Source organism: Roseofilum sp. (genome assembly GCF_982964205.1).
Genome location: NZ_CEZBFX010000041.1, coordinates 1 through 15,669 on the forward strand (window position 1 = coordinate 1; position 15,669 = coordinate 15,669).

Below are 15,669 nucleotides of genomic sequence, written 5' to 3' on the forward strand. Positions count from 1 at the left end.
CCTAAATTGTGAGGTTTAGGAATCCCCGTGTCTTTAGACCGGGGAGGATGTCAATTGAGAATCTCGATCAGCTAGAAGAAGTCTGATACCACAGCTACCAAACCTTATTGAAACAGCCAGAATTAATTGCAGGGTTAATCAATTTCCTCAACTTATGCTATGGGATTAAAAGATATCCAATACCAAAAATACACCATAACCGTGAGGGCCCATAAACTATGGGAAAACCTGGAAACAGCTTAGGCGGAACTCATCACCACAAATTTGGGAATCGATAGCCGTTCTAGAGCCACCAACATTATTCTATTAACTGTAGGGATAAGAGATTTAGCAATAATTGGGACAGCTTGGTTTGTCAGATCGCAATGGAAGAATCGGAATGGAAGAAATAGCGATCGCCTCCTCACACACTCCCCAAAAATTATCCCCACCCTATAGACAAACACCGCCAGATGCTCTATAGTGGTATATTGTCGCCAAAAATAAGGTTGCTTACTTTTCGTGAGACCCTCTAGCGGAGACCCCAGTCGCCATAAGGATACTGAGCCTTAGTGTGCTTAAGTCCAGGTGCTATAGATAAGGGTAACCAGTAATTCAAAACTTGGTTGTCTAAAGTATTAAGGGCATTAGCCTTAATACGAATCTAAATAATTCAGCCAACTGCCTGAGTCTTGCTGTTGAAGTGAGACCGGTATTTGTCTGAGTAATACTTAGGGAAAATTATAGATCCGGCCTATCCCATAAAGATGTGGCTTGATTGTTGTCTGTAAACAAAAAGGAGACTACCCAACCTGTGTCTGTAGGTATTCTCGGAACCAAACTCGGCATGACCCAAATCTTTGACATGGAAGAAGGAATCGCCATTCCGGTCACCGTTGTCCAAGCTGGACCATGCACCGTAACCCAAATCAAAACTCCAGAAACCGATGGCTATAGTGCCATCCAACTGGGCTATGATGCTGTACCGAAAAAGCGGCTCAACCGTCCAGAAGTTGGGCACTTAGAGAAATCGGGCGCTGTGGCAGGGGAAACTGGACTGCGGCATCTGCGAGAATATCGCAGCGATACCGTCAGCAGCTATGAACTCGGTCAAGAACTCAAAGCTGACCTCTTCACAGAAGGTCAACTGGTTGATGTCATTGGTAAAAGTATCGGTCGCGGGTTCGCCGGTTACCAAAAGCGCCATAACTTCCGCCGGGGGCCGATGTCCCACGGTTCAAAAAACCACCGCCTTCCGGGATCGACCGGAGCAGGAACCACCCCTGGACGAATTTACCCAGGGAAAAAAATGGCAGGACGTAAAGGCAATGCCCAAATCACGATTCGCAAACTGCAAGTCGTGCGGGTAGATACCGATCGCAACCTACTGCTGATTAAAGGTTCAGTTCCAGGCAAACCCGGAACGCTCCTGAGTATCGCTCCAACCAATCAAGTGGGCGGCTGATCCACACAGAAAGAAACCCTCTCTATCTAAGGGATCAAAGCAAGTAGAAAAGGAAAATCGAAACTATGGTTAGTTGCGTAAGGAAAGACTGGCAAGGGTCAGAGGTGGGCGAAGCCAACCTTGAACTCAAGGTCGCCAAAGAAGAGACGAGCGCTCATATTGTCCACCGTGCCCTCGTGCGTCAACTCAATAATGCACGCCAAGGAACCGCTTGCAGCAAAACCCGCGCCGAAGTTAGAGGGGGCGGACGCAAACCTTGGCGGCAAAAAGGAACCGGTCGCGCTCGTGCGGGTTCTATCCGTTCTCCCCTGTGGCGAGGGGGTGGGGTGATCTTCGGGCCCAAGCCCAGAAGTTACGAAACCAAGATGAACCGTAAAGAGCGGCGCTTGGCCTTAACCACAGCCTTAATGGGCAGAACCGATGACCTGATTGCGATCGAAGAAATTGGTGACAACCTGGCTCGGCCCAAAACCAAAGAACTCCTAGGGGCGATTGCCCGTTGGGGAGCAGCAGAGACCGACAAAGTGCTGCTTATCATCCCCGAACGCCATGAAAACCTCTATTTGTCTGCTCGCAATGTCCCCAGACTGCGATTAATTCTTGCCGAGCAACTCAACGTCTACGACATCCTCAATGCAGACAAAATCATAGCCACCGGTTCCGCTCTCGAAAAAATTCAGGAGGTCTATGGTGAGTAATTCTACCATTTCAGGCAATCGCGCCCTACCTGACCTGATCCGCCGCCCGATCGTCACCGAAAAAGGAACCCGACTCTTAGAAGACAATAAATATGTCTTTGAAGTCCTTCCCCAGGCCACTAAGCCGGAAATTAAGGCGGCGATCGAAAGCCTATTTGAGGTCAAAGTTACCAAGGTAAACACCTATCGCGCCCCCCGTAAAAAACGGCGTGTAGGTCGCTTCACGGGATATAAGGCTCAATACAAACGAGCCGTAGTTACCCTATCCCCTGGCGACCAGATCATCTTGTTCCCAGAAGTGTAATTGATGAACTGTTATGGGCATTCGATCCTACAAACCCTATACCTCAAGTACCCGGCAGCAGAGTGTCTCTGATTTTGCGGAGATCACTAAAGATCGGCCAGAGAAATCCCTGATTAAGAAAAATCACCGGGTCAAAGGCCGGAATAACCGAGGAGTTATTACCTGTCGCCATCGGGGGGGTGGTCATAAACGGCGCTATCGTCTGGTTGATTTCCGGCGGAATAAATTCAACGTTCCCGCCAAAGTTGCGGCGATCGAGTACGATCCCAACCGCAACGCTCGCCTAGCCCTATTATTTTACACCGATGGTGAAAAACGGTATATCCTCCATCCTAGAGGATTAGCCGTAGGCACAACTGTGATTTCCGGTGAAAACGTTCCCATTGAAGTTGGCAACTGTATGCCCTTGGGTAATATGCCTTTGGGAACCAGCGTTCATAACATTGAACTCGTCTCCGGACGGGGTGGGCAAATTGTGCGCGCGGCTGGAGCTACGGCGCAAGTCGTCGCCAAAGAAGGGGACTATGTAACTCTGCGTTTACCCTCTACAGAAGTGCGGATGGTGCGCAAGGAATGCTACGCGACCATTGGCCAAGTGGGCAACGTAGAAGCTCGTAATATCACCCTAGGAAAAGCTGGACGGACTCGGAGGAAAGGTCGTCGGCCTCAAGTGCGAGGCAGCGTCATGAACCCCGTGGATCACCCCCATGGTGGTGGTGAAGGACGGGCCCCCGTCGGTCGCAGTGGCCCTGTAACCCCTTGGGGTAAACCAGCCTTGGGTGCAAAAACACGGAAGAAACATAAATCTAGCGATCGCTTGATTGTACGTCGTCGTCGTCGGACTTCCAAGCGCGGTCGCGGAGGTCGTCAAGCCTAATCAATTAAAAATTAAAAATTAAAAATTAAAAATGACTGTTTTTAGTTTTGGTTTTTAATGTTTTGATTGACTCCCCTGATTACATAACCTTGAAAGTCTTATGGCTCGTTCCTTAAAAAAAGGCCCCTTTGTTGCCGACCATCTGTTAACCAAAATTGAAAAACTCAATGATAGAGGCGAAAAACAAGTGATTAAAACTTGGTCTCGCCCCTCCACCATTGTGCCCCAGATGATTGGCCATACCATTGCTGTTCATAATGGCCGCCAGCATGTTCCCGTGTTTATCACAGAACAGATGGTCGGACATAAATTAGGAGAATTTGCTCCCACTCGAACCTATCGAGGCCATGCAAAGAGCGACAAAAAAGCTCGCCGATAATTAATATTCCCCCTAGGGATAATCGGTTTCCCCCTTATTGACTCAGGATGAAAGAAAAACGATGGCAATCGATACTTCTGTAGAAACTCGTGCGATCGCACGGTACATCCGTATGTCCCCCCATAAAGTCCGTCGAGTATTAGACCAAATTCGGGGAAAAACCTATCGGGATGCACTGATCGTACTCGAATTCATGCCCTACCGTGCCTGTCAACCCATCTTAAAGGTGTTGCGATCGGCAGTCGCGAATGCGGAACATAACCAGGGACTCGACCCTAGAAGCCTAGTGATTAGCAAAGCCTTTGCTGACGCTGGCCCAGCCCTCAAGCGCTTTCGCCCTCGGGCCCAAGGACGGGCTTATCAAATTCGTAAACCCACCTGTCATATTACAGTAGCTGTTGCCCCAGAAGCGGCTAGCAGTTAGCTCAACCGTTGATTGATTGAGAGGATTACTCTGTGGGACAAAAAATACACCCAACTGGGTTTCGGCTAGGAATCACTCAAGAACACCGTTCTCGCTGGTTCGCGGATTCCAGACATTACCCAGGAATCTTACAAGAAGACTTTAAGATTCGTAAATATGTAGAAAAACAACTCAATAATGCTGGGATTTCCCAAGTCCGCATTGAGCGCAAAGCCGATCAGATTGACCTAGAAATCCATACCGCCCGTCCTGGTGTCGTCGTCGGTCGAGGGGGTCAAGGTATTGAGTCTCTACGCACTAACCTGCAAAAAGAAATTGGCGATAGCAATCGTCAAATTCGGATTAACGTCGTCGAAGTTACCCGTGTCGATGCTGATGCCGGTCTCCTGGCTGAATATATCGCCCAACAACTCGAACGTCGGGTATCCTTCCGCCGGGTTGTGCGCCAAGCCATCCAACGGGCCCAACGGGCAGGGGTTCAAGGGATCAAAATCCAAGTTAGTGGCCGTCTGAATGGAGCAGAAATTGCTCGGACAGAATGGACCAGAGAAGGACGAGTCCCCCTGCATACCCTTCGGGCTGACATTGACTACGCTTACCGCACCGCTCAAACCATTTACGGGATCTTGGGCATTAAACTTTGGGTCTTTAAAGGAGAAATTATCCCTGGGCAAGAAGAAACTCCCCCACCTGGGCCAAGCCCCAACCGTCGTCGAGGAAATCGCCGTCGCCCCCAATTTGAAGACCGATCCAACGAGAACTAATCGTTATTGGTGACCCATTATTGAATTGAGTTCTGGTCATGTTAAGTCCAAGAAGAACAAAATTTCGCAAACAACACCGAGGTCGAATGCAAGGGTTGGCTTCCCGTGGGAACGTCATTAATTTTGGAGACTTTGGTCTTCAAGCCCTAGAACCTCATTGGATTACCTCCCGCCAAATTGAATCGGGTCGTCGAGCGATGACTCGGTATATCAAGCGGGGCGGGAAAATTTGGATTCGCATTTTCCCCGACAAACCGGTAACCATGCGCCCAGCCGAAACCCGGATGGGTTCCGGGAAAGGAAACCCAGAATATTGGGTAGCCGTAGTCAAACCCGGACGGATTATTTATGAAATTGCGGGTGTGCCAGAAGACATTGCCCGTGAAGCCATGCGTCTGGCTTCCCATAAATTTCCGATCAAGACTAAATTTTTGGTGCGTGATTCCCAAGGTTAGAGAAGATGCCATTACCTAAGATTGACGAGGTGAGAAACCTTACCGATGAGGAACTGGGCGAGCAGATTGTAGCCATTAAACGTGAATTATTTCAGTTGCGGCTCAAGCAAGCCACCGGCCAGGGAGAAATCAAACCTCATCAGTTCAAACACCTCAAACACCGCCAGTCGCAGCTCTTGATGGTTGAAAGGCAGAGGCAGTTGGCTCAAACCCAATCGCAAGACACGACGACACCTGTAGAGGACACAGAGGAGTCATAATCTATGCCTGTCAAAGAACGAGTGGGTACTGTAATTAGCAATAAAATGCAGAAGACCGTGGTGGTAGCGATTGAAAACCGCAGCGCCCACCCCAAATACGGTAAAACCGTAGTCAAAACCAAGCATTACAAAGCCCACGACGAAGACAACCAATGTAAAGAAGGCGATCGCGTCTTAATTAAAGAGTCTCGTCCCCTGAGTCGAACCAAACGTTGGACTGTTAGTGAGATCCTAGAATCTCGTTAGTGACTGTTTATGCAGAGCGTTGATTCCCTTTTTGATCCAGGAATAAACCTATGATTCAACAAGAATCCTATCTCAATGTAGCCGATAACAGTGGCGCTCGTAAGATCATGTGTATTCGGGTTCTCGGTGGCAACCGAACCTATGGTTGCATTGGCGACGAAATTGTTGCTGTCGTCAAAGATGCCAACCCCAATATGGCGATCAAAAAATCCGATGTGGTTCGCGCTGTAATTGTGAGAACTAAAAAAGGATTGCGCCGCGACAGTGGCATGAGTATTCGCTTTGATGATAATGCTGCCGTCATTATTAACAAAGATGGCAACCCCAGGGGAACCCGTGTATTCGGCCCAGTGGCTCGTGAATTGCGAGATAAGAATTACACGAAAATCGTATCCCTAGCACCGGAGGTTCTGTAATGGCTAAAGCCGTAAAACAGAAATCACTTGCGACAAAAATGCATGTCAAAAAAGGCGATACCGTGCAAGTGATTGCGGGCAAGGATAAGGGAAAAGTTGGAGAAGTGCTTGAGGCGCTGCCCAAACTCAGTAAAGTCGTGGTTCAAAACGTGAATATTAGAACCAAGCACGTTAAACCCAGACAAGAAGGAGAATCGGGACAAATCAAGACCTTTGAAGCTCCCATCCATAGCTCGAATGTAATGCTCTATTCCAGCAAAGAAAAAGTAGCATCTCGTGTTTCCTATACCGTTAATGAAGACGGAAAGAAGGTACGGATGCTCAAAAAAACTGGGGAAATCATTGATTAAGTTGGCAGGAAATCGCTATGGTACAACCCCTTAAAACCCGATATCAAGAAAAAATTGTTCCCAAACTGATGGAGCAATTTGGGTACACGAATATTCATCAAGTACCCAAAATCGAAAAAGTAACCATTAACCGAGGACTTGGAGAAGCATCTCAAAATGCCAAATCTCTAGAAGCCTCCCAAAAGGAATTGTCGATCATTACTGGACAAAAACCGGTAGTGACTCGTGCGAAAAAGGCGATCGCCGGATTCAAAATTCGGAAAGGAATGCCCATTGGTATCATGGTCACCCTACGCAGCGATCGCATGTATGCGTTCCTAGACCGATTAATGAACTTGGCTCTGCCCCGTATTCGGGACTTTCGAGGCGTTAGCCCCAAGAGTTTCGATGGACGCGGGAACTATAATCTCGGTCTGCGGGAGCAGCTCATTTTCCCCGAAATAGAATATGACAAAATTGACCAAATTCGAGGGATGGATGTTGCTATTACTACAACCGCTCAATCCGATGAAGAAGGACGCGCCTTACTGCGGGAAATGGGAATGCCTTTCCGGGAAAACTAAAGGAGTTTTATCGAGAGAGTAAACGATGGCCGTAAACGACACGATCGCGGATATGCTCACGCGCCTTCGCAATGCGAACTTAGCGCGGCATCAAACCACTCAAGTTCCATCCACTAAACTCACCCGGAGTATTGCCCAAGTCTTAAAAGATGAAGGCTTTGTTTCCGATTTTGAGAATGTGGGGGAAGGAGTCAAAACCCAGCTCCGGATTGCCCTCAAATATAAAGGCAAAAACCGAAGCCCAATTATCAGCAAACTCGAACGGGTCAGTCGTCCCGGTCTGAGGGTTTATAAAAATCGCAAGGAACTCCCCCGCGTTTTAGGTGGGATTGGAATTGCCATTATTTCGACCTCCCATGGCATTATGACTGACCGTGAAGCCCGTCGCCAAGGTATTGGTGGTGAAGTGCTTTGCTATGTTTGGTAGCTTTGAATTGACGATTGCTCCAGAGCAAGCATCAATGATTAGACCCATGAACAAGGACAACAAGTAAAAGATTATGTCTCGAATTGGTAAACGTCCTATTAATATTCCTGACAAAGTAACGGTTACCCTTAATGGTCAACAAGTCTCTGTCAAAGGGCCAAAAGGACAGCTAGAGCGCATCTTGCCTTCAGAAGTCACGATTGAACAAGACAACGATACCTTAATTGTGAAGCGGCGCAATGACTCCCGTAAATGTCGGGCGGCTCATGGTCTATGCCGTACCCTCGTCTTCAATATGGTGGAAGGGGTATCCAAGGGCTTTGAAAAACGCCTGGAACTGCAAGGGGTAGGCTATCGGGCCCAAGCCAAGGGCAAAGCCTTAACCTTAAATGTGGGATATAGCAAACCCGTAGATGTTGACCCTCCAGACGGGATCAATTTTGCTGTGGTCGATAATACCGGCAAAGCAGTTAATCAAGGCACTTTTGTGGTGATTAGCGGCATCGATAAAGAAGTGGTGGGCAATACTGCCGCCAAAATTCGCGATGTTCGTCCTCCCGAAGTCTATAAGGGTAAAGGCATTCGCTATCAGGGCGAAATCGTCAGACGTAAAGCGGGTAAGGCAGGTAAGAAATAACCATGAAACGAACCAGACAAGAATTTCGGCAGCGTAGACACAATCGCATTCGCAAGTCAGTCAGCGGAACAACTGAGCGTCCCCGGTTAGCGGTGTTCCGCTCCAATCAGCATATCTATGCTCAGGTCATTGATGATACCCAACATCATACCCTGGCGGCAGCTTCCACAATGGAATCAGAAATCAAATCTGCATTGAACGCTGCGGGGAGGACTTGTGAAGCGTCTGCCCAAGTGGGTAAGGCGATCGCCGAACGAGCCATAAATAAAGGAGTTTCCAAAGTGGTGTTCGACCGAGGTGGAAATTTGTACCATGGCCGCGTTAAAGCCTTAGCCGATGCGGCCCGTGAAGCTGGATTAGACTTTTAGCATAAACCCACAAAAACCATGGAAGAAAAAGAAAAGAAAGGCAAATCTCGCAAAGCCAACCGCAATCGAGAAAAAGAAAGTGAATGGCAAGAGCGGGTGGTGCAAATCCGCCGGGTGACCAAGGTGGTCAAAGGGGGTAAAAAATTAAGCTTCCGGGCGATCGTTGTTGTCGGCAATGAGCGCGGGCAAGTCGGTGTAGGCGTGGGTAAAGCCAGCGATGTCATTGGAGCAGTAAAAAAAGGAGTCGCTGATGCCAAAAAACATCTGATTACCGTACCCCTAACCAAATCTAACTCTTTGCCTCATCCATCCACCGGAGAAGCCACCGGCGCTAGAGTGATGATGCGTCCAGCCGCTCCCGGTACTGGGGTAATTGCTGGGGGTTCAGTGCGTACTGTGCTAGAACTGGCAGGAGTTCAGAATGCTCTAGCCAAACAACTCGGTTCCAATAACCCACTCAATAATGCCAGGGCAGCCGTTGATGCCTTGTCTAGCCTCCGTACCTTTGCGGATGTAGCCCAAGAACGGGGCATTGAGATCGAAAAACTTTATGTCTAGCGCCCAAGAAGGGACTAACCAGAGAGTAAACCGGTAAGCGCAAGGATAAATACCATGAGATTAGAAGATGTTGCACCTCAAAAAGGTTCCCGTAAACGCCGCCGTCGCGTCGGTCGGGGAATCTCGGCAGGTCAGGGTGCCAGTTGCGGCTTTGGAATGCGGGGACAAAAGTCTCGTTCCGGTCGTGGAACTCGTCCTGGGTTTGAAGGGGGACAAATGCCCCTGTATCGCCGTGTACCCAAACTGAAGCACTTTACAGTTATTAACAAACAACAGTACACTACGGTTAACATTCGTCAACTGGCTTCTCTCCCAGCTAATACTGAAGTGACTTTAGACTCATTGATGGACGCAGGAATTGTAACCACCAATGACGGCCCCTTAAAAATCTTAGGAGATGGAGAAATTAGCGTAGCTCTGCAAGTGAAAGCAGCTCAATTTACCGCTAATGCTCGCACTAAACTCGAAGGCGCTGGAGGGAGTTGCCAGGTTTTAGAATAAGGCGCTTTTCGCTTCGCGGGCATGTTTCGGCTGTCGCCGACATGAACCTGTCGGAGAAAATCCGAAATGCGCTAGGCAAAAGGCAAGAAGCGCAAGGAAAAAGCTTCATCGCCTAAGACCATTCAGTTGGAAATTGCCAATGTTCACCCACCTATTTACCGTCGTCATCGAGGTATCCCTTAATGACCGTTAGTCGAGACAAAACCCCAAGCGCTCAAGAAACGTTTATCCAGATGGCTCAAGCAGCCGGCCTTAGAGGTCGGTTGCTCGTCACTCTGGGCTTATTAATTTTGGCTAGATTAGGGGTTTATATCCCCGTCATTGGCATTGACCGACAACAATTTAGCCGCAATATTGAAGGCAGTCCAGTTATTGGATTATTAGACCTATTTTCCGGTGGTGGGATTTCTCAACTGGGTGTTTTTGCCCTGGGTATCCTTCCCTTTATTAATGCCTCCATCATTATCCAATTACTCACTGCTGCTCTGCCCTCATTGGAAGATTTACAGAAAAATGAGGGAGAAGCCGGACGGCGTAAACTCTCCCAAGTCACCCGCTATGTTGCCCTAGGATGGTGCATCCTTCAGAGTGTGGGGATTGGGTTATGGTTAAATAGCGCTCCTGGAGTGGCCTTAAATCCAGGGCCAACTTTTGTGATCCAAACCGTTTTAGCCTTAAGTGCTGGTTCCATGTTAGTCATGTGGTTTGGAGAAGTGATTACTGAACGAGGTATCGGCAACGGTGCGTCGTTATTGATTTTTGTCAATATTGTTTCTACGTTACCCCGATCCATTGGCCAAACCATCGAGTTAGCCTCTAGTGGAGATAGCAGCATTGTTGGACGCACCGTGATTTTGGTCATGGTCTTTCTAGTGATGATTGTCGGTATTGTGTTTGTTCAGGAAGGAACACGCCGAATCCCCATTATCTCCGCTCGCCGTCAAGTGGGTCGAAAACTGTATTTGGAAAAAAGTAGCTATCTTCCCTTGCGATTAAATCAAGGTGGAGTAATGCCTATTATTTTTGCTTCCGCGGTCTTGATTTTACCGGTAACTTTGGCTGAGTTAACGGGCAGTTCAGCGATTGTTAGTGTAGTTCAATATCTGAGTCCAGGAGGCGCGTTATATATTCCGTTCTACTTGACCATGATTCTGTTTTTTAGCTATTTCTATGCTTCCTTGATTATGAATCCTGTGGATGTGGCTCAAAACCTGAAAAAAATGGGTTCGAGTATCCCTGGCATTCGTCCTGGAAAAGCAACGAGTGAGTATATCGAACGGGTTCTGAATCGGTTGACGTTCTTAGGAGCTGTGTTTTTAGGCATTGTGGCTATTGTGCCTACAGTGGTTGAAGGCTTGACCCGCGTCCCAACATTTCAAGGATTAGGCGCAACCTCCCTACTGATTTTAGTTGGGGTGGCGATTGACACCGCGAAGCAAATTCAAACCTATGTGATTTCTCAACGTTATGAAGGGATGGTGAAACAGTAGTGTCATGTCAAGGTTGATTTTTATTGGCCCCCCAGGTTCTGGGAAGGGAACCCAAGCCGCAGAACTCTCAAAACGAGAGAAAATCCCCCATATTTCTACTGGGGAAATTCTCCGTAATAGTGTGGCGAACAAGACTGATTTGGGATTAAAAGCTAAGTATTATATGGATCAAGGGTCTTTAGTTCCCGATCAGTTAGTCTTCGATTTAGTGGAGGAGCGGTTAAGTCAAGAAGATGCCCAGAATGGGTGGATTTTAGATGGTTTTCCCCGTAACAGTTCCCAGGCGGAGACATTTCAGCAAATGTTGTATGCCAAAAATAGAGATTGTGATTATGCCATTTTTTTAGAAGTGCCAGACGCAATTTTAATTGAGCGGCTTTTGTTGAGAGGACGGGCTGATGATACAGCTGAGACGATTCGCCATCGATTAGATGTTTATCAAGAGGAGACTCAACCTTTGATTGATTTCTATGGCGCTCGAGGTAAACTGAGGCGGATTCGGGGAAATCAGCCCGTCGAGAAGGTAACTCAGGATTTACAACATGCTTTGACAACGGGACATTAGTGGTTAGTTAACCGATAACAAGATAGAGTTTGACAAAAAAAATTTGATAAGATATGTAAAGACCCCGAAAACTCTGTTTTCGGGGCATAGTCATGGGACGTAGATTCCTGTACTAAAAACCTGTTGAATTGAGGATAGATTACATTGGCTAAACAAGATTTAATTGAAATGGAAGGGCAAGTTACGGAATCCTTGCCTAATGCCATGTTTCGGGTGGACTTGGATAACGGGTTTAATGTATTAGCTCATATTTCGGGCAAAATCCGTCGGAACTATATCAAAATTCTGCCGGGCGATCGCGTGAAAGTTGAATTAACTCCCTATGATTTAACCAAAGGGAGAATCACCTATCGATTGCGTAAGAAATAGAGGAATTTAGATCTCCCTCGTCTGATTTGACAAAACCGAAGTAAAACTGATAAGATGTTATATTTGTAGACATTCAAAAATAGGGCATGAAAGTCCGAGCATCCGTCCGGAAAATGTGTGAGAAATGCCGAGTTATCCGCCGTAAAGGTCGGGTAATGGTGATCTGTTCTAACCCAAAACATAAGCAACGTCAAGGTTAACTTCAACCCCAGACCTGAATCAATTGGGATTACGTTTTAGAGTGGATCGATTCTCCCCCTAGGGAGATGACCTAAGTTAAGTTGTTCAAGACGAGGGAGAAAAAGTGTGGCCAGAATAGCTGGTGTAGACCTACCGCGAGATAAGCGCATAGAAATAGGTCTAACCTACATCTATGGGATCGGCTTAAGCCGTTCCCAAAAGATATTAGCGGATACTGGAGTAAATCCAGATACAAGAGTTAAAGATTTAACCGATGCGGATATTGTTGCCTTAAGAGGTACGGTAGAAAGCCAATATCAAATCGAAGGGGATCTCAGACGTTGGGAGGCAATGAATATCAAGCGTCTGATGGACATTGGAACCTATCGGGGCAGACGGCATCGTATGGGATTACCTGTACGAGGACAACGAACCCGCACCAATGCCCGTACCCGTCGTGGAGTCCGCCGTACAGTAGCCGGTAAGAAAAAAGCAGCCGCTAAGAAATAACCTGCTGTTGGATGAGATCGCCCGGATTGGGATTAGTCCATTCAAAGACCTTTGAGATCAAGATACATAGAGTGCAACATAAATCATGGCACGACCAAAGAAAACAGGCCCTAAAAAGCAAAAGCGAAATATTCCTAATGGTGTAGCTCACATTCAATCGACGTTCAACAACACGATTGTCTCCATTACTGCTCCTAACGGAGATGTGATTTCTTGGGCTTCAGCCGGATCGAGTGGATTTAAGGGAGCGAAAAAAGGCACCCCCTTTGCGGCTCAGACAGCCGCCGATAGTGCTGCTCGTCGGGCGATCGACCAAGGAATGCGACAAATCGAAGTTATGGTGAGTGGCCCGGGGTCGGGGCGAGAAACGGCCATCCGTGCCCTACAAGGTTCCGGATTGGAAATTACCCTCATTCGAGATGTAACCCCCATTCCCCATAATGGGTGTCGTCCTCCAAAACGGCGGCGGGTGTAAGGATCGTTCCTATTCTGCAACAAATGCAGATGAGACGACCTCACCCCATTCAATCAAAGAAAACAGCTAGGAAGGTCATGTGTCGCCCTCCTAGAAACCAGGCGAAGGGAGGTGGCTCTGTGGGGCAGTTTCAAGTTGAATGTGTTGAAAGTTATACCGAAAAAGATCAAAGTCAGTATAGCCGATTTATTCTAGAACCCCTAGAAAGAGGTCAAGGAACCACAGTAGGCAATGCCCTTAGACGGGTATTGCTTTCTAACCTAGTGGGAGCAGCAGTGACCTCGGTAAGGATTGAGAAAGTAAACCATGAGTTTGCAACCATCAAAGGCGTTCGGGAAGATGTACTCGAAATCTTACTGAACATGAAGGAAATCATTGTTAAAAGCTACTCGAATCAACCCCAAATTGGCCGTTTAGTGGCTACGGGACCAAAAACCGTGCAAGCGAGCGACTTTGATTTACCGTCAGAAGTGGAATTAGTTAATGGGACTCAGAAGGTAGCTACCCTATCAGAGGATGCAACCTTAGAAATGGAGTTTCGGATTGAAACGGGTACAGGCTACCGATCGGTAGACCGTAGTCGTCAAGATCCGACTGCCTTGGACTTTCTCCAGATTGATGCAATTTTTATGCCCGTATCTAAAGTCAATTATATGGTGGAAGATGCGCGGGTTGGGGGTTCCTTAGAACAAGACCGACTGATTCTTGATGTTACAACTAATGGGAGTATTACTCCTCAAGAAGCCCTATCTCAAGCATCAAACATATTGGTCGATTTATTTAGTCCTCTCAAAGATATTACCTTTGAGCCACTCAAGGACGAGCCAGAACTGACTGATGATCCCAACAGTCAGATCCCGATTGAAGAATTACAGTTATCGGTGAGAGCTTACAACTGTCTCAAACGAGCGCAGATCAATAATGTATCAGATCTACTAGATTACACCCAAGAAGATTTGCTCGAGATCAAGAACTTTGGAGCTAAATCGGCTGAAGAAGTGATTGAAGCCTTGCAACAGCGGTTAGGGATTACTCTGCCCCATGAAAAGGCCAAATCCTAACTGAGGCCAGGGGTTAAATCTTGTCTAAATTTTGAAACGTGGAAAAGTGTTATGCGTCATCGTTGTCGTGTCCCCAAGTTGGGAAAACCTGCTGACCAGCGTAAGGCTCTCCTGAGATCCTTAGCGACTGAGTTAATCCGTCATGGTCGGATTAAGACCACGAAAACACGGGCGAAAGCTGTCCGTAGTGAAGTGGAAAAAATGATTACCCTGGCGAAAAGTGGAACTCTAGCTGCCCGTCGCCAGGTTTTGGGCTATTTATACCTGAGTGGCAGCCCAGACCGCAAAGAACATATGCTGAAGAAAAAGCAATTGGTTCATGCGCTGTTTGAACAAGTGCCCGATCGCTATGCCGATCGCCAAGGTGGATATACTCGCATTCTGCCCACCGTTCCTCGTCGAGGGGACAATGCAGAAATGGCGATTATTGAATTAGTCTAAGTCGAACCCTAAATCTAGGCGAGGGGAAAGACAGGGGAGTAAAAATGAAATCCCGTTGGCAACTCAAAGACTCGGATAACTTGACCGATGAGCGTCAACGCATTGCTCTAGTCATTCAGTACCTGGGAACCCATTTCCACGGTTGGCAGCGGCAAGGAAAAGGCGAACGGACGGTACAAGAGGAACTGGAGGCGGCGATCGCCTCAGTAACCAACCAGCAAGTTCCCGTAGTGGCTGCAGGTCGAACCGATACCGGAGTCCATGCAGCCGCTCAAGTTGCCCACTTCGATGTCTCTGGGCCCATTCCCCCTGAACGGTGGGCAACTATTCTCAATAGTCGCTTACCCGAAGATATCCTGATTCGGGGTTCTGCTCAGGTTGCCCCCACTTGGCACTCCCGGTTTTCCGCCCTTTGGCGACGGTATCGATATACCCTCTATACCCATGCCAATCCCAACCTATTTGTGCGCAACCTGACTTGGCATTATTATTATCAACCTCTGGATGCCAACCGCATTCAAGCCGCCCTCGACCCCTTACTCGGTCGTCATCACCTATCCGCCTTTCATCGGGCAGGATCGAGTCGGACGCACTCCTGGGTAGATATTCAAACTGCCCAATGCACCACCCAAGAGCCATTTCTGGTGATAGAAGTCCAAGCCAATGGATTTCTCTATGGGATGATGCGGCTTCTAGTGGGATTATTGGTCAAAGTCGGTATCGCGGAAATGACTCCCACAGAATTTACTTATCTGTGGCAAGAGGAACGGCGAGATTTGGTGAAATACGCAGCTCCAGCCCAAGGCTTATGTTTACTGCGAGTTGGCTACCCAGATCCTCCCTTTCCCCCAGAAGTTTGGTTTGACACCCAACCCCAATTTAAATTGGGTTAAACCAAATCGCCCTC

At 47.8% G+C, this 15,669-nt stretch carries 27 protein-coding genes; all 27 read left to right on the plus strand.

Going from position 1 to position 15,669, the window contains the following annotated elements:
* Positions 1-793 precede the first annotated feature (793 nt).
* The 27 genes from rplC to truA all read left to right on the plus strand — a co-directional run bounded on the left by rplC (position 794) and on the right by truA (position 15,655).
* Entirely contained in the window at positions 794-1,444 is a 651-nt protein-coding gene (gene rplC, locus AC3A14_RS12060) for a 50S ribosomal protein L3 (protein ID WP_318700777.1), read from the plus strand.
* A 65-nt stretch (positions 1,445-1,509) separates the two neighbouring features.
* The gene (rplD, locus tag AC3A14_RS12065; RefSeq protein ID WP_318700778.1) at positions 1,510-2,142 is read left to right on the plus strand and encodes a 50S ribosomal protein L4; all 633 of its coding nucleotides are present in this window, start codon (positions 1,510-1,512) and stop codon (positions 2,140-2,142) included.
* Complete coding sequence (locus AC3A14_RS12070) at positions 2,132-2,446, plus strand: 50S ribosomal protein L23 (protein WP_271938935.1); 315 nt, start codon at positions 2,132-2,134, stop codon at positions 2,444-2,446. Before rplD ends, AC3A14_RS12070 begins: the two co-directional genes overlap by 11 nt.
* Positions 2,447-2,459: 13 nt before the next feature.
* Complete coding sequence (gene rplB, locus AC3A14_RS12075; RefSeq protein WP_318700780.1) at positions 2,460-3,323, plus strand: 50S ribosomal protein L2; 864 nt, start codon at positions 2,460-2,462, stop codon at positions 3,321-3,323.
* Positions 3,324-3,423: 100 nt separating this feature from the next.
* Positions 3,424-3,702, plus strand: coding sequence for a 30S ribosomal protein S19 (gene rpsS / locus AC3A14_RS12080; protein WP_271938938.1), 279 nt, complete (start codon positions 3,424-3,426; stop codon positions 3,700-3,702).
* Between the two features lie 61 nt (positions 3,703-3,763).
* Complete coding sequence (gene rplV / locus AC3A14_RS12085) at positions 3,764-4,126, plus strand: 50S ribosomal protein L22 (protein ID WP_318734364.1); 363 nt, start codon at positions 3,764-3,766, stop codon at positions 4,124-4,126.
* 32 nt (positions 4,127-4,158) lie between these two features.
* Positions 4,159-4,890 (plus strand): 30S ribosomal protein S3, encoded by a 732-nt coding sequence (rpsC, locus tag AC3A14_RS12090; protein WP_318700782.1) that lies wholly within the window; start codon positions 4,159-4,161, stop codon positions 4,888-4,890.
* A 38-nt stretch (positions 4,891-4,928) separates the two neighbouring features.
* Positions 4,929-5,345, plus strand: coding sequence for a 50S ribosomal protein L16 (gene rplP, locus AC3A14_RS12095; protein WP_271938943.1), 417 nt, complete (start codon positions 4,929-4,931; stop codon positions 5,343-5,345).
* Positions 5,346-5,350: 5 nt separating this feature from the next.
* Positions 5,351-5,605, plus strand: coding sequence for a 50S ribosomal protein L29 (rpmC, locus tag AC3A14_RS12100; protein WP_271938944.1), 255 nt, complete (start codon positions 5,351-5,353; stop codon positions 5,603-5,605).
* A gap of 3 nt (positions 5,606-5,608) precedes the next feature.
* Positions 5,609-5,851: a 30S ribosomal protein S17 gene (rpsQ, locus tag AC3A14_RS12105; RefSeq protein WP_271938945.1), complete on the plus strand. Its 243-nt coding sequence runs from the start codon at positions 5,609-5,611 to the stop codon at positions 5,849-5,851.
* A 50-nt stretch (positions 5,852-5,901) separates the two neighbouring features.
* The gene (gene rplN, locus AC3A14_RS12110) at positions 5,902-6,267 is read left to right on the plus strand and encodes a 50S ribosomal protein L14 (protein ID WP_283755979.1); all 366 of its coding nucleotides are present in this window, start codon (positions 5,902-5,904) and stop codon (positions 6,265-6,267) included.
* The gene (gene rplX, locus AC3A14_RS12115) at positions 6,267-6,617 is read left to right on the plus strand and encodes a 50S ribosomal protein L24 (protein ID WP_413038700.1); all 351 of its coding nucleotides are present in this window, start codon (positions 6,267-6,269) and stop codon (positions 6,615-6,617) included. The genes rplN and rplX overlap by 1 nt, the downstream gene beginning before the upstream one ends.
* 17 nt (positions 6,618-6,634) lie before the next feature.
* Positions 6,635-7,180, plus strand: a complete 546-nt coding sequence (gene rplE / locus AC3A14_RS12120; protein WP_318700783.1) for a 50S ribosomal protein L5 — start codon at positions 6,635-6,637, stop codon at positions 7,178-7,180.
* A gap of 25 nt (positions 7,181-7,205) precedes the next feature.
* Positions 7,206-7,607, plus strand: coding sequence for a 30S ribosomal protein S8 (gene rpsH, locus AC3A14_RS12125; protein WP_318734361.1), 402 nt, complete (start codon positions 7,206-7,208; stop codon positions 7,605-7,607).
* A gap of 73 nt (positions 7,608-7,680) precedes the next feature.
* Entirely contained in the window at positions 7,681-8,244 is a 564-nt protein-coding gene (gene rplF, locus AC3A14_RS12130; protein WP_318700784.1) for a 50S ribosomal protein L6, read from the plus strand.
* Between the two features lie 2 nt (positions 8,245-8,246).
* Complete coding sequence (gene rplR, locus AC3A14_RS12135) at positions 8,247-8,612, plus strand: 50S ribosomal protein L18 (protein WP_271938956.1); 366 nt, start codon at positions 8,247-8,249, stop codon at positions 8,610-8,612.
* Between the two features lie 18 nt (positions 8,613-8,630).
* Entirely contained in the window at positions 8,631-9,170 is a 540-nt protein-coding gene (gene rpsE / locus AC3A14_RS12140) for a 30S ribosomal protein S5 (protein ID WP_271938959.1), read from the plus strand.
* 54 nt (positions 9,171-9,224) lie between these two features.
* Complete coding sequence (gene rplO / locus AC3A14_RS12145; RefSeq protein WP_271938961.1) at positions 9,225-9,671, plus strand: 50S ribosomal protein L15; 447 nt, start codon at positions 9,225-9,227, stop codon at positions 9,669-9,671.
* A gap of 182 nt (positions 9,672-9,853) precedes the next feature.
* Positions 9,854-11,161 (plus strand): preprotein translocase subunit SecY, encoded by a 1,308-nt coding sequence (gene secY / locus AC3A14_RS12150; protein WP_318734359.1) that lies wholly within the window; start codon positions 9,854-9,856, stop codon positions 11,159-11,161.
* A gap of 4 nt (positions 11,162-11,165) precedes the next feature.
* The gene (locus AC3A14_RS12155) at positions 11,166-11,726 is read left to right on the plus strand and encodes an adenylate kinase (RefSeq protein WP_271938965.1); all 561 of its coding nucleotides are present in this window, start codon (positions 11,166-11,168) and stop codon (positions 11,724-11,726) included.
* Between the two features lie 144 nt (positions 11,727-11,870).
* Positions 11,871-12,095: a translation initiation factor IF-1 gene (infA, locus tag AC3A14_RS12160; protein WP_271938968.1), complete on the plus strand. Its 225-nt coding sequence runs from the start codon at positions 11,871-11,873 to the stop codon at positions 12,093-12,095.
* An 86-nt stretch (positions 12,096-12,181) separates the two neighbouring features.
* Entirely contained in the window at positions 12,182-12,295 is a 114-nt protein-coding gene (rpmJ, locus tag AC3A14_RS12165) for a 50S ribosomal protein L36 (protein WP_271938971.1), read from the plus strand.
* 106 nt (positions 12,296-12,401) lie between these two features.
* Positions 12,402-12,785: a 30S ribosomal protein S13 gene (gene rpsM, locus AC3A14_RS12170; RefSeq protein WP_271938974.1), complete on the plus strand. Its 384-nt coding sequence runs from the start codon at positions 12,402-12,404 to the stop codon at positions 12,783-12,785.
* An 85-nt stretch (positions 12,786-12,870) separates the two neighbouring features.
* A complete protein-coding gene (gene rpsK, locus AC3A14_RS12175) occupies positions 12,871-13,260 on the plus strand; it encodes a 30S ribosomal protein S11 (protein ID WP_271938977.1) in 390 nt (129 codons plus the stop codon).
* Between the two features lie 119 nt (positions 13,261-13,379).
* Entirely contained in the window at positions 13,380-14,321 is a 942-nt protein-coding gene (locus tag AC3A14_RS12180) for a DNA-directed RNA polymerase subunit alpha (RefSeq protein WP_318700786.1), read from the plus strand.
* A 51-nt stretch (positions 14,322-14,372) separates the two neighbouring features.
* Positions 14,373-14,762, plus strand: a complete 390-nt coding sequence (gene rplQ, locus AC3A14_RS12185) for a 50S ribosomal protein L17 (RefSeq protein WP_318700787.1) — start codon at positions 14,373-14,375, stop codon at positions 14,760-14,762.
* A gap of 44 nt (positions 14,763-14,806) precedes the next feature.
* Positions 14,807-15,655, plus strand: a complete 849-nt coding sequence (gene truA, locus AC3A14_RS12190) for a tRNA pseudouridine(38-40) synthase TruA (RefSeq protein ID WP_318700788.1) — start codon at positions 14,807-14,809, stop codon at positions 15,653-15,655.
* Positions 15,656-15,669 lie beyond the last annotated feature (14 nt).